We start from the raw sequence: 23,122 nt of genomic DNA on the forward strand, positions 1-23,122 counted from the left end.
GGTTGAATAGAGTTTAATAAGGATCTCTTTAGGAGGTGGTAAAATATGACTAAAAAAACTTACTCGATACAACAAGTATCTAACTTGACGAATCTTTCTAAACAACTGATCCGAAAATGGGAAGATCGCTACCAAATCATTCAACCGGATAGATTAGACAATGGCTACCGCGTATATACGGAAGATGAAGTTCAAACGTTATTGCAGCTGAAACAATATATAAATAGCGGTATGACGATTAAACAAGCGGTAGATCACTATATCAAAAATAAGGATGTACCAGAAGCTGACCCTGTATCGTTCTTCCACAAAGCACTAATTCAAGCTGGGACCGAAGCAAACGAACATGAAATTTTGCATTTGCTCGAACAGGCACACCATAAATTCGGTGTAGAGAAGCTGATCCAGGATATTGTCGTCCCCTTCCTTCATGAAGTAGGACAGCTTTGGTGTGAAAAAGCATGGGGCGAATACCAAGAAGCGATTAGCAGTCAAACAGTGCGTGACTTTTTAAGCCACCTTCGTCGACATTTTTATGTTCCGGACGATGCGCCACTCGCATTAGGGAGCTGTCTACCTGGAGAGAGACATGAAATCCCAATGCAAATTCTGCTTATCCAATGTATGTTGCGGGGTTACCGCACACTAATGCTGGGACCATCACCGGCTCCAACAGCGATACAGTCTGCTATCGCTTTAAAGAAGCCAGCCATTGTACTGCTAACCGGATCTACCGAGATTGCTTACAATGAATTTGCCCAGTCCATTCACACACTCGAAAAATTGGCACAAGTTCACGAGCATATTTCTTTTTATATAGGTGGTGCAGGAACAGAACTTTTTTATGAACAGTTCCAATTGAAAGCTTTAAAATTAGCAAGAACAATTGATGATATCCTTCCGCCCGCTAACCTTTAGCAATGGTCCACACCGAGCTCGCTGTATTACTATTTACAGCGAGCTTTTTGCTAAATTTTTCGTAAAGAAAAATTGACCACTTTGCCTGATTTGCAAAATGGTCAATTATTTTTGTGATTACTATTATTTGAAGTTATGCGTCTTTTGTTTCGTCCGGCTGGTTTTTACGCTCACTACCGGAAGTAGTTTTCGTGTTCGCACGATATTTCTCATCTTTTACTTGGTCATTCAATTCTTCCATCGGAATTGGATCCACGAATTTCATTTCCTCATCTCTATCGAAAATGCTTTCCTTTTCGGTATTCAATAAATCCGGATTGTCGAGCTTTTTATGCTTTATTTTATCGTCTTTCATTTATAAAAGCCTCCTTTTCGAATAGTCTCTTATCTATTACCCGAAATTAGAGATGGTTACACTTTTTACTATTATTAAGCAATAACCTTTTAACTTTTAAAATTTACGTTTTTCTCGGCCATCGCATGTTTTAATGTAGGCAATGAAGAAGGTCCAATCCCATGCAATTGTAAAATTTCTTTTTCCGTATATTCAGCAAGATGCTCCAACTCGGTAATGCCCGCGTTTATTAATGCATTACGCGCAGGGGAGGATAAACGAGATAAAAATCCTTCAGATGGTCTATTTGCCTGCTCACACTTAGGACAAGTTCCGCAATCTGTACTTTTATAATACCGGTGCCCCATTGGACAAATACGCAATGTCCGCTTCCTTTCCACCATACTATCCCCCCCTGTTTTATCTAAACACCATTATTCTACCCTTTAAAAAAATCCGTTGCACGATTTTACGTACAACGGATTCTCTATTATGCTTCTACAAATTCAGGCGAAACAATATTACGGATCATATAGTCAAATGCCCCTAAGGCAGCTGTTGCCCCAGAGCCCATTGAAATAACAATTTGTTTGTATACTGTGTCTGTGCAATCGCCTGCCGCAAAGATTCCCGGAATATTAGTTGCACCGTGCTTATCTATAATAATTTCGCCATGTGCATTCATCTCTACTGCCCCTTCAAGGAACTCCGTATTTGGCAATAAGCCAATTTGAACGAATACACCTTGTAATTCAATATGCTTTTCTTCACCTGTCACAACATCTTTATACGTTAAACCATTTACTTTATCAGTTCCTGTAATTTCAGTAGTTAAAGCGTTTGTAATAACTGTAACGTTTTTTAGACTGCGAACGCGCTCTTGCAACACTTTATCTGCCTTCAACTCACTGTTACGTTGTATTAGCGTAACATGATTTACAATACCCGCTAAGTCGATCGCCGCTTCTACACCCGAGTTACCGCCGCCGATTACTGCAACATCTTTCCCTTTGAAAATCGGGCCGTCACAATGAGGGCAATACGCAACACCTTTATTCTTAAATTCTTCCTCGCCAGGTACCTCAAGTTGACGATAACGAGCCCCTGTAGAAAGGATTACTGTTTTCCCTTTTAATACCGCGCCATTTTCTAACGTTACTTCGATTAAATCCTTTTTCTCGATCTTCGCTGCACGTTGTGATTTCATCACATCGATATCATAATCCAATACATGTGCTTCTAAGCTCGAAACAAATGCAGGGCCTTCTGTTGCCTTTGTTCCAATAATATTTTCAATTGATAACGTATCGTTAACCTGACCACCGAAACGTTCTGCTACGATACCTGTACGAATCCCTTTACGCGCCGAATAAATAGCAGCCGCTGAACCTGCAGGACCACCACCTACTACCAATACATCAAAAACTTCTTTATCTGCAAATTCCGAGCCGTCCGATACTTCACCTAACTTCGTTAAAATATCTTCCAGCTCCATACGACCGCCACCAAAGTTTTCGCCGTTTAAATATACTGTAGGCACTGCCATAATGTCTCGATCCTTAATTTCATCCTGGAATGCCCCACCTTCGATCATGACGTTCGAGATGTTTGGATTTAAAACCGCCATAATGTTCAATGCTTGCACAACATCCGGACAGTTGTGACAAGTTAAACTAACGTACGTTTCAAACTTCAATGGCTGCTTAATCGCTTGAATACGTTTTACAACTGCTGCATCAATTTTCGGTGCACGACCTGAAACTTGTAAAAGCGCTAAAACTAATGATGTAAATTCATGACCAAGCGGTAACCCAGCAAATGTAATACCGGATTCCCCTTCACCTACTTTATTAATACTGAAACTCGGTGTACGTTCTAATAATGCATGTTGGACGGTAATACGAGGCGACATCTTTTCCAACTCTTCAACTAAATTGAGCATTTCTTGCGAAGTTTTGTCGTCATTAACACTCACTTTAATTAATAAATCACCTTCGAGCATTGATAAATACTGTTGTAATTGCGCTTTAATCTGATTATCTAACACTGCACAAGCTGCTGTATGAACACCTCTTATCGTTCCCTCCCGAAAAATAAGCGGCCATTCTCCCTCAAATACAGCCAGCCTTTCACCTCTTTCATATTAAATTTAGAAGATAGAGAGCTTACCTTTCTTTTCTCTAATTAAAAACAGAGCGACAAAAACCAAGCCGTAACGGTTGTTTTTGTCGCTTACTTGTTTGTTATTAATTACTCAGATTAGATTTTACCTACTAAATCTAAGCTTGGTGTTAACGTTTCGCCGCCTTCTTCCCATTTAGCTGGGCAAACTTCACCTGGATTGTTACGTACATATTGAGCTGCTTTAATTTTGTTCACTAAAATTGAAGCGTCACGGCCGATACCGCCAGCATTGATTTCTAATGCTTGTACAACGCCGTCTGGATCGATGATGAATGTACCGCGCTCAGCTAAACCGTCTTCTTCGTTTAACACGTCAAATGCCTTAGAAATTGTATGAGATGGGTCACCAATCATGAAATATTCGATTTTACCGATTGCTTCAGAAGTATCATGCCATGCTTTGTGAGTGAAGTGTGTATCAGTCGATACTGAATAAACTTCTACTCCTAAAGATTTTAAAGTAGCATATTCGTTTTGTAAGTCTTCTAACTCAGTTGGGCAAACGAATGTGAAGTCTGCTGGGTAGAAGCATACTACTGACCATTGTCCTTTGAAGTTTTCTGAAGTTACGTCGATGAATTCGCCTTTTTGGAATGCTTTCGCAGCGAATGGTGCGATTTCTTTACCGATTAATGCCATTTTAAAATTCCTCCTATAAACATCAATGAAATAATTATTATAAAATAATTATTTTTACCATCTAAAATTATCTTATATTAGCAATATTTCGTCAACCTTCTAGGACCTAAATTAAGAGAATTCTTCTTTATAAATCGAACATTCGTTTTACCTAATAAGGAATAATGAATTTATATGTATTTAAAAAAGTACTTAAAGACAAATTAATGTCTTTAAAACACTATTTTTGTATATTCATTTAATTCGAACATAGTTATTAAATCTATAACTTTCTCCTCTTCCTTTACAACTAGCAGCAAAAATTCTTTCTAATAGACACCATTCTCGTTTAACGTTGCTTCATACTAATAAATGAGAAAAACGCATCCATCAACCCTCCGTATTTCTCCCAAATAAAAAAGTCTATGTAGAAAGCTTTCACTTTCTACATAGACCTTTCTTTAACTAGTTTGTAAACGACAGGACAGCATTTTTGTACTTTGCTAAGAATGCTGCAGCCTCGCTTTTAGTTGTGTATTCGAATATACGAATGTCATTAGGATTATTGAACACTGTTACTACCCACATATTTTACCGCTCCTTTTCCTTTTTTTATTTTGTATATGATAATATTGCGTTTTTATATTTTTCTAATTTTGAAGTCGCTTCAATTTTCGTCGTATATTCAAATATACGAATATCGTTTATATCGTTAAATACTGTTACTACCCACATGTTTCATTCTCCTTTTTTATAAAACTGTATTATAAATAGTCGATTCTCCCGTGACAGTTGCAGATTGTTATATAACACACTTCCTGTTTTCTATTTTACTCCTTTTTAATTAAAAAGAAACCTTCTAATCCCTCTTTTCACAATGTGTTCATAATTTATCTGATTTCTTTGAACACTTTGTGAATGTCCTGAATTTTATGTTTTAAACAAAAAGCAGAAGAATATAAGATAAGCTAGCATGTTCTGTTCTAGTACAGAACAATAGCGCTTACATATAAATTTACACTTATATTTAATTTTCATTTTCTTTATTTTTTACGCTGTTAATTTTGAAAAAAAAAGAATGTACAGAAAATCTGTACATTCCTTTTCCTATCATGCTTTGCGCTGAATGATACCCATTGCAGTATTGGTCCAGCGCTCTACCTCAGCTTGTCGTTGAGGATCATTGTTCGCTTTCTTCATAACCTTCACGGTCGCATCGTGTGACACATCGCTCACTTGATCCAATATTTTACCTGTATGTTTGACAGATTGAATAACAGACTGGACAGATTCTTTTTTATATTCGATATCTGCCATCAAATGATTGACTGTTGTTGTTAATTTCGTTGTTTCGGTTTGAATAGGGCTCAGCTGTTTTTTAATTCCTTCAGCATGTGCCAACAGCAGTGTAACAACCTTTTTTATTGGTCCGATTACTACAATAATACAGACGATTAACAGAACTACAGCAATTCCCAGTATAACAAGGGCTGCTATTAACCACGGATTCATAAAATATGCCTCCTTATTAAAATTCCTTCATTCCTTACATATACCCAACTTACTCCTAACAATACACTAAATATTTTGCCATGTAAGTTAAAAAGTAGCGGAAAGTTTTTATTTAAATGTACATGCCTATTATAAATAGCGTCTTGCACCAGAATAGTTCTTTTTGTAAACACCACTATTCATTGATTCGATTTTTACTTTCGATGCGTAGTGTGGTGCATGTAACATTTTACCGTCACCGATATAGAGGCCAACATGGTACACTTTCCCTTTGCCGCCATTATACGCGAAGAATACAAGGTCGCCCGGCTTTAAATTTTTCTTCGCAACAGCTTTACCGCCTGTTGCCTGATAGAATGAATCCCTCGGAATCATGATGCCGTGTGTACGGAATACGGCATATAAAATACCTGAGCAGTCATAGCCCCACGAAGAGGTTCCTGCCCAAAGATACGGCAAGCCCAAATAACGCTTCGCTTCGTTAATGATTGTAGTAGCTGTCGGTTTTGGAACTTCACTATAGGATTCATACGATTTTGCTGCACTTTTCTTTAGTAGTTTAACCCCATCACCTGGTGTCTCTACATAATAATATTTTGCAGTCTCCTCAATTACCGGCAAAATAGTTGCATAGCTAATTTGTAAAAATTTCGTTTTCGCATCTTTTTCTAACAGATTGGTTTTATCTGCGGTAATAATTGCAATACCGCAATCCTCGTAGTTTTTGTTCGTTGCCACAACATGAGATTTTGGAACCCATCCAGGATAACCTGCCTTTAAATATGGTACATATTGATCTTTTGCCGCGATACGTTGCCATTTCCCTTTTGTTTCAAGCAATGAAACCTCATCTCCATATAACGCTTGGGTATCTGTACGTCCAACAAGCCATTTCTTTTGAGATAAACTTAATGATGAAATCCATTTTTGCATTTCTACCGGGTTTTTTGTCGAAGGATAATCAACAGCACGCGCCTGGTTAGGTTTATTCCATAAATTTGTTACTGCGACATCAACTACATAACGCTTTTTCGCCGTTTCTTTTACACAGCTTTGGAACACTGGCTGTTCAGGTTCGGCAGGTCTTAATGATGGCTCAATAATTCTTGCAAGATACGAAACAAAATCCGCGCGAGTCATCATATCACTCGGATTGAATTTTTGATTTTTTGCCGGGTATACAATTTTATTTGCTACTAATGCTTGAATTGCAGGTACGGCACTATGATTTTTTGCAATATCCGTATATGAAATTGCCGCCTGCCCCGTTAATTGAAACGCAGGTACCAAAATTTTTACCGCTTGTGCTCGCGATAATTTTACATCCGGATTAAATTTCCCTTCAAACCCAGTCATCATGCCAAGCTCAGTTATTGCTGCAATAACAGGCATGCGCGGATCATCTGCAGGAATGTCTAAATATGTAGGAATTGTACTCATTTCTAAATCAATTTGCATTGTGCGTACGATAAACTCAGCCACTTCATAGCGTGTAATCGGATCATCTGCACGAAAACTTTCGTTTGGCGATTGTACCACTCCACCTAAATTATTTAACACTGTAAGCTCTTCAGTTAATTTAGAATCATTTTTTACATCCGAAAAAATTTGGGCATAGCCTGTATTTGTTACTGCCGCTAACAGCAAGCAAATTACCCCAATTTGAAGTAAAATTTTCCTCATTCTTTTCATGTTCCTACTCTTCATTTTTCCTTAACCCCCCATAATATAAAAGTTTACCTATCAATCTCTATACGCCCTTAACCTTTCTTTCTAAATATAATAGTATTTATTGTAATTTTTTTCTATGTTATTTCGTAACTATTTTTTGATTATTACAAATTTTTATTATTTCCTCTTAATTAATTGGTTCATATTTAGCTGAATTTTTTTCACGTGGAACATAATGTGACAACTTTCGATAAATTTGCACATTATTTTTTTGTAAGACAGAAGAAACCGTTACTTTATTTTTCCATCGCAAATTCATCATTTTAATATTTTTAAATGTTTTCATTGCATGTTACGTTACGTGAGCTTTTATACTACATATAAGGAGTGAGGAATATGTATTCAATCGGGGAATTTTCTAAAAAGACAGGCATTACGATTCGAACTTTGCGGTATTACGGAGAAAAGGGTTTATTAATACCTGCCCGTATTTCTGAAGGTGGGCAGCGCTATTATAATGACGCTAATATCATCACTGTCCAAAAGATCGTTACTTTCAAATACCTTGATTATTCTCTAGAGGAAATTAAAGAGCTGATCAAAAAAGATGATTCTTTGCTTCAATCTTTGGAACATCAAAAGTTGCAGTTACTAAAGAAGAAAAAACAGCTGGAACAAATGCTTGCAACGATTGATACAGCGATTCATATTCACCAGGAAAATACGGCTGTCGATCCAACTACATTACTGCTCATCATTCACAGTTTACTGACAGAGAAGGCTCAAAAGGATTATTTAAGACAGTATATTCCGGAGCCGCTCATTGAACGGATATACAGTTATTTAGATATGAATTTTATCGAAATTAATCGGCGTTACATTGAAAGTCTCTTTGAAATTAAACAGGCTTTCCTGCATCCGCCAGAAGATACGGAACTGAAACAACTGATCGAACAGCTATTTTATATTATCCCGCCAGAACTAACGAAAAGTTTAGCGCAGGAATTTGAAAAATATGAAAATGTTGATTTTGATAATTGGTTATTTACGATTCCGCTTTCTAGTGAGGAAGAAAATTGGCTGTTGGATCAAGCAACACGATTGAACATATTAGAGGGGGTTATTACATGAACGTTCAGCTGAAGCAATTATGGGAACTCATTAAAAAAAGCAAATTCCCCAAAAAACTCGTCATCATCGTTTTTGTTTTAAGTATTATCGAAACACTCGCTTCACTTGCTGTACCGTTATTTACGATGAATATGATTAACGATTTTTCGACTACTGGTTTTGCTTGGACAGCGGTCACTGCCGTTGCTCTAATTTTAGTCATACAAGCGGTTCTGAGTGGGTTGACTTATTTTCTAATGCGTATGCTCGGAGAACGGATTGTCGCGAATTTACGAAATACACTTTGGCAACATATTTTACATTTAAAAACTCCTTACTTTGATGCCCACGAATCCGGGGAAACGATGAGCCGTATTACACAAGATACAAGCGTCGTAAAAGAACTGGTAACCGACCATCTAGTAAGCTTTGTATCGGGCATTTTTTCTATAATCGGGGCGATTGCAATTTTACTTTGGATCGACTGGAAAATGACGCTTCTTATGCTAATAGCCGTACCGCTTGCGATTTTTGTTACATTGCCACTGGGGCAGAAAATGCATAAAATCGCTAAAGCCAATCAGGACGAACTCGCTTCGTTCAGTGGGCATCTTGGACGGGTATTATCAAATATCCGACTTGTAAAATCTTCGCAAACCGAACCATTGGAAAGAAAACGGGGTGAAAACCGGATTGAGCAGCTTTACCGATTTGGTTTAAAGGAAGCAAAGATTCTCGCTATTTTATCTCCGATTATGACGCTCATTATGATGATTGTACTGATTCTTTTATTCGGGTATGGGGGCACACAAGTATCATTGGGAGCCATTTCTTCCGGGGAGCTTGTTGCGATTATGATTTACCTTGTGCAAATCATCATTCCCTTTACACAAATGGCAACTTTTTTCACAGCCTTACAAAAAGCACTTGGTGCAACAGAACGTATACAATCGATCATTGCACAGGCAACCGAAAAGATATCCGGCCTTTCCATTCCTGCGTCAGCACAAAATATCATTTTTCAAAATGTAAAGTTTCAATATGCCGAGCAGCCTATTTTAAAAGGGATGAACTTTACGATTCCTTCTGGTAAAACAACCGCATTTGTAAGCAGTAGTGGCGGCGGGAAAACGACGATGTTTTCTTTAATCGAACGCTTTTATGAAGTGACAGAGGGCGAAATTTTATATGGACAGACAAATATTGAGCAGTATGATTTATATGAATGGCGAAAATTGTTTGGGTATGTGACGCAGGACGCGCCCCTTATGAATGGGTCGATCCGTGAAAATGTTTTGTATGGTCAAAACAAAGCAACAGACGAACAAGTAATTGAAGCATTGAAGGCTGCATATGCCTATGATTTTGTAATGGCACTTGATCAAGGAATCGAAACAGAAGTTGGTGAAGGCGGCATTAAACTGTCAGGAGGACAAAAGCAGCGGATTGCGATTGCCCGTGCAATTCTACGCAATCCGCAAATATTGCTGCTTGATGAAGCAACATCGAATTTGGACAATGAATCCGAACGTGAAGTTCAGCTCGCTTTACAGACGTTAATGCAAAACCGGACGACCATCATTATTGCACATCGCCTTTCTACAATTACAAACGCCGATCAGATTTTACTGTTTGAAGATGGTCAGCTGTCAGGTGCAGGTACACACGCAGAACTTATTAATTCCCATTCATACTACAAACAGCTTTGGTCAAAAATGCAAATGATTTAGAGTGAAAAGTGCTCCGAAGAAAACTTCTCAGCACTTTTTTTGCTATAGAAAAACACGCCGAAAGTGTTTTACTTTTGACGTGTTATATTTGAATTTTAAGCTTTCAATTGAGCGAACTGTATATTTTTACAACGCTTTTTCAGTATATCCATTACTTCGTTTAAAAGACTAATTTCATCTTTTTCGACCATCCAAGCGTTTTCATCATGCTGAGATACATATGTGCTGCTTACATATGGAGCATTTTCCGCTGTAATAAGACGCACATAACCGAATGTCATACCGGCTTCCTTGTAATCCACTCTTAATATATCATCGTATGAAATAGTTTTTACCCGAGGTTTGGATTTATTTATAAATAGAAACTTTTCACCTGCATAGTCAATTGTTATTTCTGTTTTATCAAGTATCACCTTATAGCCACCAAATAATCTAAAGCTATATGTTTTCATCGTTAACGACTCCATTTCAACTATCATTAGTTTTATTATACGGATTGTGCCGATGAATTTCTAACTTTTACAAAGATTACTGAGCTAAAAGATCCTCAACTGTAATTTTCCCATTGCTTGTTTTTAACTGTATGGTGTTTTCTCTAGTGCCGTGCGAATAATGTGATGTTTTTTCATTATAAATAGATACCGATCCCCATGCAGTCCAACTATCAATTTCAATATTTTGAAGTTTTCCTTCTGTACTCAATATTATTTGACCATTATCAGATTCAAATTTTAATGGTGATTGAACCGTTTTTAACTGTGCAACAATACGACCATTTCGTGACTGTGCATTGATTTTACCTAATACATTCTTAATCTCGACACGGCCGTTATCTGATTCTAACTGAAGTTCTTGACCCAATACATCCTCTGCGATAATCCGGCCATTATTGGAACTTGCTTTAACATGTTCAATGTTGGTTTCTGTAAGCACCACTCGTCCGTTAGCCGAATGAGCATCAAGAACTTTCCCTTGGATATGGTCTGTTAAAATACGGCCGTTATCTGATTTCAGATAAAATTGCTGTGCGATTGTTTCAGACACCTTAATCCGTCCATTGTCATTATGAATCACAAGCTTTTCATACTGCTTTTTAGGCAGATAAACAACAGTATCTATTGTATTGACCGTTCCTATTATTGTTATAAACCAAAAACGTCGGACCTGTTCCTGACGCTTTATAGAGATGAATAGAGTGTCGTCTTTTATTTGCATTGTTGCTTCTGTCATCTGATCCTTATCCTTTGTTTCAATAAGAGCCTCGTCCGCGTCAGTAGGAACAATTACAACATTCACACCGTTAGCTTCAATTTCTACATTTTGATACGGAATTGGCTTATCATTTTTCACAACCGCAACATTTTCCATGAAGTCCTCTTCATCATATGAAGCAAGAAGCTCTTCTGCCAGTTCTTCAACACACCCGAATGATTTTATAATTTCTTCTGTCGTTTTTCCTTCTGCTCGTCCATTTTCAAAGTATTCTTCAAAGTCTCTGCGGATGTCATCTCTTTCCTGCTGTTGTAATTTTGCTAAATGGTCATCAAGTAAATCTAAAAATTGTTGCTCGTTCATTTTTATTCGCTCCCTTGAATTAAAGTATTTACACCTGAAATAAAACTTTCCCATTCATTAAGTAAGCTCTGTAGTTGTTCAATCCCTAGTTCGGTAATTTGATAATATTTACGCGGTGGGCCTTCTGTGGATTCCATTAAATATGTTGTAAAAAGACCGTCTTTTGTTAATCTGCGTAACAGCGGATATACCGCTCCTTCTGATATTTCGATTTGTGTAGAAATTGCTTGTACGAGTTCATATCCATACATATCTTTCTTTTCCAATAAGGCGAGGACACATAAATTCAATACGCCTTTTTTAAATTGAGGATTCATTATTCCACCTCACTACTATTTAATATACAATAGTGTAACAAACACTACTATTCATTGCAAGGTAGTATACAAAAAATAATTGTGCTAAGTTATCTCCTTAGCACAACCTTTCTTTGTTAAAACCTTCTATAAGGTCTGTCGTTTGAAAAATGGATCGCTGTCCACATTAAAGTCGCAATTAACACTAACTCAAAAGCATTTGTTATCGCATCACTGCCAATATCAATCGGAAATGCACTACCGATTGTCATAACAATTGTACCAACAAGCATCCACCACCATTTTCTTTTCCAGGCTAGCATGATTGCGGCAATTAATAAGGCGACAAGGACAATTAAAATCATTGGTGGCGGTCCGGATGCTGCTTCTGTTGTACTGTAGCTAAGTACACCATAAGATTCCTCCGGAGCTAGTTCCAGTCCACTCAGCTCCGCAAAATATTCGACAATCATGGCAACAACCCATAAAGCACCAAATGTAAAAGGAACCCAACTCTTATAGGCAAAATGAAGGTTGGCCTCTTTCATTACAAACAACGAATAAAGTATTAAAGTCGGTGTAAATATAGCATGGAGCCAAAAACGTCCATAGCTTAGGGTTTCAAGAAGGTCTCCCTCTCCGATAAGATGGCCTAACGCTAATATTGCATTATCATAAATCAGGGCGGCAATAACTAAAAACAAAATGGCGGATGCAGTTTTCTTATGTTTTGCCATTCCCCAGACGAAGATGGCAACATAGGCAATCGTGAAAAATCCGAAAATATAAGAATCCATCATACCCCTCCTCTTAGTTTCTACTCTTCCCCTTTACCCCGAAAATAAGTTATTAAAAATTTCAAGATTAGAAACAGAAAGGAGCGGGAAATATTCTTTTGATAATAAAAGGGGGACTATTTATGGAATTGCACAATGGTTTATTGTTTTGGCCAACGACACTTTTAAAAGAACCACACACGAACCCACCAATTAAACCTCATTACGATGCAATAATCGTAGGTGCCGGAATGAGTGGTATACTGACGGCGAAAGCACTAATTGATGAAGGCTTAACGGTAGCCGTTTTAGAACGAAATGAACTCGGCTCCGGCAGTACTTCCGCTAATACAGGACTACTTCAATATTCAAATGATATTCAATTACATGAACTAAGTGATTTAATCGGAGAAGAGGATGCTGTGCGTTTTTATAAACTTTGCTATGAAGCAGTTGACCGTCTCGAAAAAATTGCGCAACCTTTAAAAGATCAGGCTAATTTTATTCGACGTCCAAGCGTCTGTTTTGCGAGTGAAAAAAAAGATGTGTCAAAGCTTGAAAAGGAATGTGGAATATTAGTAAAGCACGGATTCCCTGCTGAATTTTGGAATGAACTTGTCGTAGAAGAACGCTTGCCTTTTAAAGCGCCTGCTGCTTTGTACACACATAATGATGCGGAAATGAACCCTTATAAATTTGTTGTTTCTTTAACCGAGCAGCTTATCGCTAAAGGACTGGACTTATTTGAAAATACGTATGCCAATATTATTGAAGATGAGGGAAATGAGATTATTTTGCACACAATGAACGGAATCTTTAAAACATCCCGTATTGTTTACACGACCGGCTACGATCGGCTTCCTTATGGAAAAATGAAGGGTGCTGACATTAACCGCTCCTATGCGATCGTGACAGAGCAAAAACCCGGCTTTGAGGGCTGGTATGATAATGCACTCATTTGGGAAACTGCTCGCCCGTATTTATATATGCGAAAAACAATGGATCATCGCATTATAATTGGCGGATTAGACGAAAAGAAAGCCGATCCTGCCAAACATGAAACAAAAGTGGACGCAATGGCAAATGTGCTGCTTGATAAACTTCATGAATTATTGCCTGACGAGACCTTTCATGCATCCTACAAATACTGTGCTTCCTTCGGCGAATCATTAGACCATCTTCCTTTTATCGGACAGCATCCAGAACAGCCGAACCACTATTACCTGCTCGGATTTGGAGGTAACGGCACGGTTTATAGTATGCTTGGCTCTCAAATTATTGCCGATTTAGTCATGAACCGCCCGAATGACGATGCACGTCTCGTGACATTGGACCGAAAATACGGAATTAAATAACAAATAAACTCTTTTGCTAGAATTGAGAATTGTATTTTTAAATTCTGACTCTTTGTTATAAGCTATAAAGTAGAAGGGGGGCTTTTTGATGGTTTTTAAATCAAAGGTGGATATTTGGATGGCTATTATATTTATTTTTGTGCCAATCTCAATGATATACGGGGTCATTACCGAGCCAAGTGCTGTTTTGCTGCTCGTTACGGCATTCATTATTGTGTTATTATGCATACTGTTTTTTGGTACAAAATACGTCATCGAAGAGGAAGAACTCATCGTTTACGGCGGTATTTGTAAAAAGCGAATTCCTATTAAACAAATACGCAGCTTACGTCCATCGAAAAATCCTCTATCGGCTCCGGCTATGTCAATCAATCGTATTGAAATAACCTTTGATCCGCATATTCAGGTCATTCTTGTATCCCCAAAGGAAAGGGAGCTGTTTGTAAAAAAGCTTCTTGAGATTAATCCAGGTATTACACTAAAATCATAAAAAAAGTCCACGCAAATTGAATGATCAATCTGCGTGGATTTTTTATACGAGTATCCCCTTTTCACTTAAACGTTGCGAAAAATCATCAATCGTTAATGGACGGCTATAATAGTAACCTTGTACAAATTCACAATCAAATTCCCGTAAAAGGTGCAAGTCTTCATGTTCCTCGACGCCTTCCGCAACTACTTTTAAATTAAGTGCACGTGCCAAAGAGATCATCGCTGAAACCATGGCAATGTCTGCAGTGTTTTTATACATTTCGTGAATGAACGAACGGTCTATTTTCAATAAATCTACCGGGAATTTCTTCAAATAGCTTAATGAGGAATAGCCTGTCCCAAAGTCATCAATAGCTAGCGTAATATCCATTTCACTTAAATGCTTGATTGTATTGAGCAAATCTGAATTTTGATCTAAAAAACTCATTTCTGTTATTTCGATTTCCAATGCACTTGGTGAAATTTCATGCTCCTGTAAAATTTGATTTAAACGCTCGATAAAATTATCCGCTTTCAAATGGCTTGGGGAAATATTGACAGCCACACGAAGATTCAAATTATATTGCTTATTCCATTCTGTTACTTGTCGACCGGCTTTAGCAATAACCCACTCACTAATGTCACTGATCAGTCCAAAATCTTCTGCAAATGGAATGAACTGATCCGGTGGTACAAAACCAAGTTCATCGTCAAACCAGCGAATAAGTGCCTCCATACCTTCAATTTTATTTGATTGTAGATTCACTTTCGGTTGGTAATACAGTTCAAATGCCTGATTTTTAATAGCATCATGTAACTTTGTTTCCAATGTAAGTAGTTGGTTATGTGAAAAGCGCTGTTGTTTCTTATAAATAACAAAACCTTTATTATTGCTTTTTTTCGCTTCATACATCGCAATATCTGCATATTTTAATATGTCTTGTGCGGAGTGACCATGCTCCGGGTAATTTACCGCTCCGATACTAATCGATGCATAAAATGCATAGTTATTTAAATTAAATTGGTGTTTAAATAGCGCTTGTATATCTTCTGCAGCACTTTCAAGTAGCGTTGCATCCCTTAATATACAGATAAATTCATCTCCACTTAATCGGTAAAAAGTCATAAGCGGACTATTCAACGTTTTTGTTCGTTCCGCAATTTCTACTAAAAACAGATCTCCCACCCGATGCCCTAAGCCATCATTAATATTTTTAAACCGGTTCACATCAAATAACATAAGTGAAAATGGCTGTTGCTCAACTTCGATCAGCCTTTTTAAATCATTAAGCAACATCCGGCGATTTGGCAGTCCAGTCAAATCATCATGATGTGCAATATGTATCATTTCCCCAATTTTCTTTTGTGCGGTAATATCTGTACGAATCGAAATATATTGATAGGGTTTTCCTTTTTCATTTAAAAAAGGCACAATCGTCGTCTGTACCCAATATGTTGAACCATCCTTTGCGCGGTTGCATACTTCTCCATGCCAAGTCTTACCAGAACCTATCGTACGCCACATTTCCTTAAAAAAAGGTTTGGGGTGATAGCCTGAATTTAAAAGTCGGTGATCTTTACCAATGAGTTCACAACGTTCATATTTGGAAATTTTACAAAATCGGTCATTTACCATCGTGATAATGCCTCGTTGATCTGTAACAGCCAAAATGGACGACTCGTCTAATGCAACTTTAATATTTTGTAATTCCTCTACCGTCAGTTGCATTGAACTTAGTACATTTGTATCTTCTGTTTTCACCATCTATCCACCAACTTCTACTTAGTGATTCTTTTCTAATGTATTTTCTAAAAATTCGCATTCTTTAATCCATAATTATAGTTCTTAGTTAATGATTTTGGTAGTTCTTTTAGATAATTTCGACTATTTTTTATAATTTTTTACTTTTTCTCTCTCTTTTTATGTAATTTACGATTTTTTCCTGAAATTTATTAGAAACTTTTTATTAAGATTTTTTGCTAATTGTTCGACATTCCCTACTTTTACTGGAATATTCTGATAAAATGATAGTAATTTCTATTGAAAGGGTTGATTAAAATGAAAACATTTACGAAAGTGATTGAAGAGTAATCTTTACACTCTTTTCAATCAAATATGAACTTAAAATTATTTGAAAAGAGGAAAACGATGTATACAGATCAAGAACTAATTATCCGACCAATTATTGAACAAGATATGGAACGTTTATGGGAATTAATTTATAAAGATGAACAGCCCGAATGGAAAAAATGGGATGCGCCGTATTATCCTCATAGAGCGATTCCTTATGAACAATTTATCCAGGCAAAGCAGGATTGGATCGGCGATAAAAGTATGTGGGTTATTGAAGTATCCGGGGTTGTTCGCGGGATTATCTCATACTACTGGGAACACGAACCTTCAAAGTGGATTGAAATAGGTATAGTTCTGCATGAAGGGCAATCGTGGGGTAAAGGGATCGGAACACGGGCATTAAAATTATGGATTGCACATTTATTTCAGACAATGCCATTAGTGCGTGTTGGTTTCACAACATGGTCAGGCAATGAACGCATGATTCGTGTTGGCGAAAAACTAGGGATGCAGCTAGAAGCAAGAATCCGTAAAGTTCGCTATTACGAAGGGCATTATTATGACTCGATTCGCATGGGGTTACTTAGAGAAGAATGGGAAGCATTGAATAACGAATAACTTTTCAGGGGTGGAGAAGATGAGCGTAAAAGAGAAACTGCAAGCAAACTATGAGGATATGGTCGAAATCCGAAGACATCTGCATATGTATCCCGAGCTTTCATTTAAAGAAGTTAATACACCGAAACTTGTTGCCGAAAAGCTCCGATCTTATGGGATTGATGTGAAAGAAAATGTTGGCGGTAATGGGGTTGTAGGCCATTTAGAGGGTGCCTTTGATGGACCGACAATTGCGTTCCGCGCAGATTTTGACGCACTACCGATTCAAGATGAAAAAGAAGTACCTTACAAATCAAAAGTCGATGGAGTGAGCCATGCTTGTGGTCATGATATCCATACAGCCGCACTGCTCGGTTTAGCAAAATCACTTGCTGAAAACCGTGACGAACTTCATGGCAAAGTCGTATTCATCCATCAATTTGCTGAAGAAGTCGTACCAGGTGGCGCAAAGGCAATGGTAGAGGCAGGTTGCCTGGACGGTGTGGACTATGTGTACGGTTCTCATGTTTCTTCCTGGAGCGAATTGGGCACTGTCCTGTTTTGTGAAGGCTACGCAATGGCAGCTGCCGACTTTTTTGAATTCACTATTCAAGGTAAAGGCGGACATGGCGCTTCTCCTCACGAAACAATAGACCCGATTGTTGCAGCGGCACAGTTTGTATTTGGTGTCCAGCCAATCGTCAGCAGAAATACTGACCCGATTGAATCTGCTGTTATTACAATCGGAAAAATTGAAAGTGGCACAGTCGGCAATGTTATTCCTGATAAAGCCCATTTAACAGGGACTGTTCGTACATTCAATCCTGCGATTCGCGATATGGTCGAAGAGAAGCTAAACAACTTATGCAAAGCGATTGAAATACAGTACGGTGCCAAGCTTGAATTCAATTATACCCGAGGCTATGACGCTGTATATAATCATCCGACTGAAACAGCTATGCTGCGCGAAGCTGTCTCAATAAATTTGCCAGACTTGCAAGTACTGAATGCCCCACCTCGCATGGGAGCAGAAGATTTCACCTATTATTTACAGGAAAAGCCCGGCACGTTTTTCTTCACAGGTGGCGGCAATCCGGAAATCAGTGCAGTCTACCCGCATCACCATCCAAGGTTCGATGTGGATGAACAGTCCATGCTGAATATTGCCGATGTTTTTGTGGAAGCATTGAAGCTTCATGGTGTTGTAAAATAATTTTGACTTGAACTGCCAGGTTCTTTAAGGAGTTTATAGAAAATGAAAAAAGAAAAAAATGAGCTTTTTGAATGGATTAAAGTTATCGCCATAACCGCCTTGTTTGTTGTCGCTATTCGCACGTTTATTTTCACTCCGATTGACGTGAAAGGTGCTTCCATGATGCCGACATATGAAGACGGAGACCGAATTATCGTCAATAAAATCGGGAAATCACTTCATGATTTTGATCGATTCGATGTCATTGTGTTCGATGGGTTAGAAAACGAATATTTTATTAAACGAATTATCGGACTTCCAGGTGATCATATCGAATATAAAGACGATGTACTATATATAAACGGTCAGGAAATCGACGAGCCCTATCTGGATGAATACAAATCTGCTCTTAACGATCCTGGTGACTTGACTCCTGATTTCACGCTGGAAGATTTAGTTGGTGTATCAGAAATTCCGAATGACTATTATTTTGTTATGGGTGATAATCGCCGTAAAAGTAGTGACAGCCGAGATCCACGCATCGGTCTCGTCTCAAAAGAACATATACTTGGCTCTACATCTATCCGTTTTTATCCGCTCGACTCATTAGGTTTAGTAAAATAATCCGCTAAACAGATATGCCGTGATTGCTTTCATTAGCAGTCGCGGCTTTTTATTTTATAAATAAGTATAAAATAAATTACAAAATGACATATATAAATTGCATTATGAATTATATAATGTATAATAAGTTTAACAACAACAATTTGGAGGGGATAAAATGGGGTTTTGGAACAAAAAGATAGTGGATGAGCGTGTGTACAATACGCAAAATAAAATTTACCGGGAAATCTATATACTTACGATGATCATTGTTATCGCTTCAATTGCGGTTAAATTTTACCTTTCTGGAATAAGTATGGAGTCTGTTGCAACAGAGATGGTCATCTTAATATGTGGGAGTTTATATTACGGCTTTCGTTCAGCCCAACTCGGGGTATTTTCGGATGAAGTTGAACTTCATGATGCCAACAGCAAGTTTTCATACAGTACAAAACAGCTGATCCTCGGTATTGGATTGGGTTTGGTCATCGCAATTTTCATGGGAATTAACAGCGCGTACCAATATGCGGACAGTTCATCTCAGGCAATTGAATATTTCTTTGTAGTGTTTATCGTTTCGCTAATAATTTACGTTCCATTATATTTATTGCTTTTATTTGCTGCCTATAAAAGCGCATTGAATAAAAGCCAAAAAGTGAACAGCAAAATGCTTGAAGAAGATGATGATGCGGGGCGAAACCGATGAAAAATATTCGCTTGAAAATGGCCCGAATTGAACATGATCTATCACAGGACGAACTTGCCAAGAAAGTTGGGGTTACACGCCAAACAATTGGACTCATCGAGCTTGGCAAGTATAATCCAACATTAAGTGTCTGTATCGCAATTTGCAGAACATTAAACAAGACATTGGATGAACTGTTTTGGGATGAACAGTCCGAATAACGGCAACGACAAAAGAGGAGTGCAAAAGTTATTTCACTTTTACACTCCTTTTGCTATAGCTCAAGCTTGTACAGCTGATCATCTTTTTCTCCTGGTGTACCGCGTCCGTCCGTATTATTCGTAATCCAGTACAATGTATGATCTTCAATCCAGACATCACGGATTCTTCCCATATTATTGACGACTTCTTTTACCTCTTTTGTCTGCAAATCAAATTCAAGCACTGCTGTTCCCCGTAGTGCCGCAACATATAGCCTGTTTTCGTAGAATGCCATACCTGAAGGGGCCCATGTATTTTCACTGCCCGATGTAAATAAAGGAGATTTGAATCCTTCTTGGTTTTGTTCTCCTTCTATTAAAGGCCAGCCATAATTTTGCCCTGCTTCAATTTTATTGATTTCATCATTTGCGCTTTGCCCATGCTCACTTGCATACATTGTGCCGTCCGGTGACCATGTAATACCTTGAGGGTTTCGGTGTCCGTAACTGTACACATATGAATTTGGAAAAGGATTGTCATCCGGAATACTCCCGTCGAAATTCATGCGCAATATTTTCCCGCTGAGTGCAGACATGTCCTGTGCAGTTTGCGGATTTGATGCATCACCTGCTGTCGCATAAAGCTTTTGGTCCGGACCAATCTTTAAACGTCCACCGTGATGATAAGTACCACTAGGGATTTCATCAAGCAGTACGCGTTTCTCCAACCAGTTATTATTTTCAAGCAAAAGCAATACAATCCGGTTAAACTGATCACTCCCATTTTCATACGTATAATAAGCGTATGCCTCATTTGACTGTTTAAAATCCGGTGCCAATACAAAGCCAAGCAGCCCTGCCTCAGATGCAGTAGAAAGTGTCTTTTCAAGCTTTACTTCCTGTCTGATCATTTCTCCTTGCTCCACTTTTACAATATGCCCTGTTCGCTCCGATATATAAAAAGTGTCCCCAAGTTTATTAATTGCCCACGGTGCGTCTAAATTAGCAGCGATTGTTTCATATTGCTCCATCGTTTGCAAACTGTTATTTCCAATGGACACAGGTTGTTTTTCATTTGTAGAACATCCTGTTAAACATAGCAGGGAAATACCCAACCCAAAGAATAACTGCTTCATAGAAAAACCTCCCTTTGCGGTCCATACCGTTTCAAAATTCCATTTAAAAATCTATAAAAAACGGGTGTTTCGTTGCATCCAAACAAAATTCTATTCTTTGCCGAAAGTTTCCGACTGTCACCATTTCCAGGGCCTCTTCAATTGAGAAATACCCAACTTCCAGACTTTCCGGTGAAGTTGTCGGTGTCCCCCCGATTGGTTTCGCTAAGAAAAGCGTATTGCATATAGATTTCTCTACGTTTTGAAAAATACCGCAGAATTTGAGTATTTCCACGTCTATTCCCGATTCTTCTTTTGTTTCCCTAATCGCTGCAGCCGTCAAAGATTCTCCTTCTTCCACTTGACCGCCCGGCATTTCCCATCCTCGTTTAGGTCCTTTAATAAGCAGAATCTCATTTTTACTGTTCAGTACAATCGTTGCAGCGGACACAATATGTTTCGGGGTTGTATTTATTTTCTTCTGAATTTGTTCCAATCTCATCAGTCCTTTGTAAATAAATAAGTTATTCCTTAAAATATTCTTCAGCTAAAATAGCTAAGTAATCCATATCTTCATAAATATCATCTTTTAAAAATTCCTGTCTGTGGCGTCCTTCCCATACCATGCCGGACTTCTCCATTACTTTTCTTGAAGCAATATTTCTAACCATACAGCGGCTGTAAATTCTATTTAATTGATGCTCCTGAAATCCGTAATCAATTATTTTTTTACATGCTTCTGTTGCATAGCCATTACCCCACTCCGAGACATCGATAAAATAGCCCACCTCCGCATTGCGATGGTTTTTTGAAACCGTAACGAGCCCGCAATTCCCGATATAGCGGCCACTTTCTTTTAAAAACACAGCAAACTCATAGGCTGTCCCTTGCTCAAAGCTTTTTTGTAAATAGAAAATCCACTGATCTACAACTTCGCGTGGATAAGGATGCGGAATCATGACCATTGTGTCCGCAATCTCCCTATGCTTTACTACTTCAAAAATAGCATCTGCAAATTCAACCTCATATGGCTTTAATATGAGTCTTTCCGTTTCTAAAATCATTTCCTCATCCCCTTAAATATTTAATGAAATATTCCATGTAAATATCATTTTCCTTAAAACCGATTTTTTTGTATAACGGTTTGCCCATCGGTGAAGAAATCAAAAATATGTGATGTACATTTCTTTCTGTTGCATCTGCCAGTAACCGCTCAACCAACTGTTTCGCAAGCCCTCGACCCCTGCTTTCGGGTGCTGTGTACATATTTAAAATATACCCGCGAATGCCTGTAGGATTGGAATAACTAGGGGGAAAGGAAATAAACTGAATGCCCCCTGTAGCAATCGCACTTTTCTCTTCCTCAATAATCCATTGAACAAATTGGTCAGAGTTCAATTGCTTCTCAAAAAAATTCCTTAATTGTTCATCGATATTGGAAGATACGGTTTGCCCTTCCTCCACTAATAATCGCTTACGAAAATCTATTAATAATTCCATATCATCTGTAGTAGCCAATCTGTATTCCATTCATATCCACCTTCCTAATTTTATTGGGTCTCTACTATTCCCTATCCATAATGACGATCTTTTTCGTCTTAAACTTTTCTGAAACAGCGTAAAGAAGTGTAATTATAAGTGCTGTAATACTTGGATAACCTATCATCACAACAATATTTTTATGTTCGACTAAACTGAAGTCCCCCCACTCAAGCCATAAACGCCAGCCCATTCCAAGAGCACTGAATAGTAGCGAAATGAAAAAAACCATTTCCGTTTTGCGAACAAAAATCCCGACAAAGACATTCGCAACAACAATATAAATAAGGAAAACTATAAATGTAGAAACTAAATCAAACCCCTTTAAATTTGGAATAACCATAGTAAAAGATATTCCCGTAAAAAACAGGATCGTCATGAGATTAAAAATTAAGAAATGTTTTCTATACTTTTCTATTTTTTTATAATCCTCCGTACCGAACATTCCATTCACCTCTTTTACTTATTGTAACAATTAATGGAATATATAGAAGCAGAAAAAGCCGATTGAATGTGAATTAAAAAACAACCACTCCAATCATCTTTTGGAGTGGTTGTACAAGTTCT

Annotated in this window: 28 protein-coding genes; 10 read left to right on the plus strand and 18 right to left on the minus strand. The window is 37.9% G+C overall.

Annotated features, from left to right (window positions below; translation table 11 throughout):
- Window positions 1-45: 45 nt before the first annotated feature.
- Window positions 46-918 (plus strand): MerR family transcriptional regulator, encoded by an 873-nt coding sequence (locus B5473_RS01620; RefSeq protein ID WP_079523370.1) that lies wholly within the window; start codon window positions 46-48, stop codon window positions 916-918.
- 133 nt (window positions 919-1,051) lie between these two features.
- Here the strand turns inward: B5473_RS01620 and B5473_RS01625 are convergent, their stop codons facing one another.
- The 8 genes from B5473_RS01625 to B5473_RS01650 all read right to left on the minus strand — a co-directional run bounded on the left by B5473_RS01625 (window position 1,052) and on the right by B5473_RS01650 (window position 7,249).
- Window positions 1,052-1,273 carry a hypothetical protein gene (locus B5473_RS01625; protein WP_079523371.1) on the minus strand — a complete coding sequence of 74 codons (222 nt, stop codon included), beginning with the start codon at window positions 1,271-1,273 and terminating at the stop codon, window positions 1,052-1,054.
- Between the two features lie 89 nt (window positions 1,274-1,362).
- The gene (locus tag B5473_RS01630) at window positions 1,363-1,656 is read right to left on the minus strand and encodes an RNA polymerase alpha subunit C-terminal domain-containing protein (RefSeq protein WP_079523372.1); all 294 of its coding nucleotides are present in this window, start codon (window positions 1,654-1,656) and stop codon (window positions 1,363-1,365) included.
- Between the two features lie 86 nt (window positions 1,657-1,742).
- Window positions 1,743-3,299: an alkyl hydroperoxide reductase subunit F gene (gene ahpF, locus B5473_RS01635; RefSeq protein WP_079523373.1), complete on the minus strand. Its 1,557-nt coding sequence runs from the start codon at window positions 3,297-3,299 to the stop codon at window positions 1,743-1,745.
- A gap of 212 nt (window positions 3,300-3,511) precedes the next feature.
- Window positions 3,512-4,075 (minus strand): alkyl hydroperoxide reductase subunit C, encoded by a 564-nt coding sequence (gene ahpC / locus B5473_RS01640; RefSeq protein ID WP_079523374.1) that lies wholly within the window; start codon window positions 4,073-4,075, stop codon window positions 3,512-3,514.
- Between the two features lie 444 nt (window positions 4,076-4,519).
- Window positions 4,520-4,642, minus strand: a complete 123-nt coding sequence (locus B5473_RS21015; protein ID WP_303047299.1) for a hypothetical protein — start codon at window positions 4,640-4,642, stop codon at window positions 4,520-4,522.
- Between the two features lie 24 nt (window positions 4,643-4,666).
- Complete coding sequence (locus tag B5473_RS21020) at window positions 4,667-4,789, minus strand: hypothetical protein (protein WP_285848962.1); 123 nt, start codon at window positions 4,787-4,789, stop codon at window positions 4,667-4,669.
- A 375-nt stretch (window positions 4,790-5,164) separates the two neighbouring features.
- The gene (locus tag B5473_RS01645) at window positions 5,165-5,566 is read right to left on the minus strand and encodes a DUF948 domain-containing protein (RefSeq protein WP_079523375.1); all 402 of its coding nucleotides are present in this window, start codon (window positions 5,564-5,566) and stop codon (window positions 5,165-5,167) included.
- A 129-nt stretch (window positions 5,567-5,695) separates the two neighbouring features.
- On the minus strand, window positions 5,696-7,249 hold the full coding sequence (locus tag B5473_RS01650) for an NlpC/P60 family protein (protein ID WP_254865216.1): 1,554 nt from the start codon (window positions 7,247-7,249) through the stop codon (window positions 5,696-5,698).
- Between the two features lie 384 nt (window positions 7,250-7,633).
- On the opposite strand from B5473_RS01650, the gene B5473_RS01655 reads away from it, so the two are divergent.
- A complete protein-coding gene (locus tag B5473_RS01655) occupies window positions 7,634-8,368 on the plus strand; it encodes a MerR family transcriptional regulator (RefSeq protein ID WP_079523377.1) in 735 nt (244 codons plus the stop codon).
- Window positions 8,365-10,077, plus strand: coding sequence for an ABC transporter ATP-binding protein (locus B5473_RS01660; RefSeq protein WP_079523378.1), 1,713 nt, complete (start codon window positions 8,365-8,367; stop codon window positions 10,075-10,077). The genes B5473_RS01655 and B5473_RS01660 overlap by 4 nt, the downstream gene beginning before the upstream one ends.
- A gap of 95 nt (window positions 10,078-10,172) precedes the next feature.
- Here the strand turns inward: B5473_RS01660 and B5473_RS01665 are convergent, their stop codons facing one another.
- The 4 genes from B5473_RS01665 to B5473_RS01680 form a co-directional block, all read right to left on the minus strand.
- Window positions 10,173-10,556: a hypothetical protein gene (locus tag B5473_RS01665; protein WP_254865217.1), complete on the minus strand. Its 384-nt coding sequence runs from the start codon at window positions 10,554-10,556 to the stop codon at window positions 10,173-10,175.
- Between the two features lie 49 nt (window positions 10,557-10,605).
- Window positions 10,606-11,652, minus strand: coding sequence for a DUF4097 family beta strand repeat-containing protein (locus B5473_RS01670; RefSeq protein WP_079523380.1), 1,047 nt, complete (start codon window positions 11,650-11,652; stop codon window positions 10,606-10,608).
- A gap of 2 nt (window positions 11,653-11,654) precedes the next feature.
- The gene (locus B5473_RS01675) at window positions 11,655-11,969 is read right to left on the minus strand and encodes a PadR family transcriptional regulator (RefSeq protein WP_079523381.1); all 315 of its coding nucleotides are present in this window, start codon (window positions 11,967-11,969) and stop codon (window positions 11,655-11,657) included.
- A gap of 116 nt (window positions 11,970-12,085) precedes the next feature.
- A complete protein-coding gene (locus tag B5473_RS01680; protein ID WP_079523382.1) occupies window positions 12,086-12,745 on the minus strand; it encodes a phospholipid phosphatase in 660 nt (219 codons plus the stop codon).
- Between the two features lie 122 nt (window positions 12,746-12,867).
- Here B5473_RS01680 and B5473_RS01685 point away from each other — a divergent pair, with 122 nt between their 5' ends.
- Together B5473_RS01685 and B5473_RS01690 are read left to right on the plus strand one after the other, a co-directional pair.
- Window positions 12,868-14,079 carry an NAD(P)/FAD-dependent oxidoreductase gene (locus B5473_RS01685; protein WP_079523383.1) on the plus strand — a complete coding sequence of 404 codons (1,212 nt, stop codon included), beginning with the start codon at window positions 12,868-12,870 and terminating at the stop codon, window positions 14,077-14,079.
- 88 nt (window positions 14,080-14,167) lie between these two features.
- Window positions 14,168-14,569: a PH domain-containing protein gene (locus B5473_RS01690; protein WP_079523384.1), complete on the plus strand. Its 402-nt coding sequence runs from the start codon at window positions 14,168-14,170 to the stop codon at window positions 14,567-14,569.
- A gap of 42 nt (window positions 14,570-14,611) precedes the next feature.
- Here the strand turns inward: B5473_RS01690 and B5473_RS01695 are convergent, their stop codons facing one another.
- Window positions 14,612-16,315, minus strand: a complete 1,704-nt coding sequence (locus B5473_RS01695) for a sensor domain-containing protein (RefSeq protein ID WP_079523385.1) — start codon at window positions 16,313-16,315, stop codon at window positions 14,612-14,614.
- Window positions 16,316-16,699: 384 nt separating this feature from the next.
- Here B5473_RS01695 and B5473_RS01700 point away from each other — a divergent pair, with 384 nt between their 5' ends.
- The 5 genes from B5473_RS01700 (at window position 16,700) to B5473_RS01720 (ending at window position 19,922) form a co-directional block, all read left to right on the plus strand.
- The gene (locus tag B5473_RS01700) at window positions 16,700-17,242 is read left to right on the plus strand and encodes a GNAT family N-acetyltransferase (protein WP_079523386.1); all 543 of its coding nucleotides are present in this window, start codon (window positions 16,700-16,702) and stop codon (window positions 17,240-17,242) included.
- 19 nt (window positions 17,243-17,261) lie between these two features.
- Entirely contained in the window at window positions 17,262-18,434 is a 1,173-nt protein-coding gene (locus B5473_RS01705; RefSeq protein ID WP_079523387.1) for a M20 metallopeptidase family protein, read from the plus strand.
- A 42-nt stretch (window positions 18,435-18,476) separates the two neighbouring features.
- On the plus strand, window positions 18,477-19,037 hold the full coding sequence (gene lepB, locus B5473_RS01710; protein ID WP_079523388.1) for a signal peptidase I: 561 nt from the start codon (window positions 18,477-18,479) through the stop codon (window positions 19,035-19,037).
- A gap of 157 nt (window positions 19,038-19,194) precedes the next feature.
- Window positions 19,195-19,722 (plus strand): DUF6773 family protein, encoded by a 528-nt coding sequence (locus B5473_RS01715; protein ID WP_079523389.1) that lies wholly within the window; start codon window positions 19,195-19,197, stop codon window positions 19,720-19,722.
- Window positions 19,719-19,922 carry a helix-turn-helix transcriptional regulator gene (locus B5473_RS01720; RefSeq protein ID WP_079523390.1) on the plus strand — a complete coding sequence of 68 codons (204 nt, stop codon included), beginning with the start codon at window positions 19,719-19,721 and terminating at the stop codon, window positions 19,920-19,922. The genes B5473_RS01715 and B5473_RS01720 overlap by 4 nt, the downstream gene beginning before the upstream one ends.
- Before the next feature lie 53 nt (window positions 19,923-19,975).
- Here B5473_RS01720 and B5473_RS01725 read toward each other — a convergent pair whose 3' ends face one another.
- From B5473_RS01725 to B5473_RS01745, 5 genes are read right to left on the minus strand one after another with little or no spacing between them, the layout of a single operon-like run.
- Entirely contained in the window at window positions 19,976-21,037 is a 1,062-nt protein-coding gene (locus B5473_RS01725) for a PQQ-dependent sugar dehydrogenase (RefSeq protein ID WP_079523391.1), read from the minus strand.
- Between the two features lie 43 nt (window positions 21,038-21,080).
- A complete protein-coding gene (locus B5473_RS01730) occupies window positions 21,081-21,518 on the minus strand; it encodes an NUDIX hydrolase (protein WP_176141994.1) in 438 nt (145 codons plus the stop codon).
- A 22-nt stretch (window positions 21,519-21,540) separates the two neighbouring features.
- Window positions 21,541-22,080, minus strand: a complete 540-nt coding sequence (locus B5473_RS01735) for a GNAT family N-acetyltransferase (protein ID WP_079523393.1) — start codon at window positions 22,078-22,080, stop codon at window positions 21,541-21,543.
- A 4-nt stretch (window positions 22,081-22,084) separates the two neighbouring features.
- Window positions 22,085-22,546, minus strand: a complete 462-nt coding sequence (locus tag B5473_RS01740) for a GNAT family N-acetyltransferase (RefSeq protein ID WP_079523394.1) — start codon at window positions 22,544-22,546, stop codon at window positions 22,085-22,087.
- Between the two features lie 34 nt (window positions 22,547-22,580).
- Window positions 22,581-23,000, minus strand: coding sequence for an ABC transporter permease (locus B5473_RS01745; protein ID WP_079523395.1), 420 nt, complete (start codon window positions 22,998-23,000; stop codon window positions 22,581-22,583).
- Window positions 23,001-23,122 lie beyond the last annotated feature (122 nt).

It is taken from the genome of Solibacillus isronensis (genome assembly GCF_900168685.1).
In the GTDB taxonomy this organism is placed as follows: domain Bacteria; phylum Bacillota; class Bacilli; order Bacillales_A; family Planococcaceae; genus Solibacillus; species Solibacillus isronensis_A.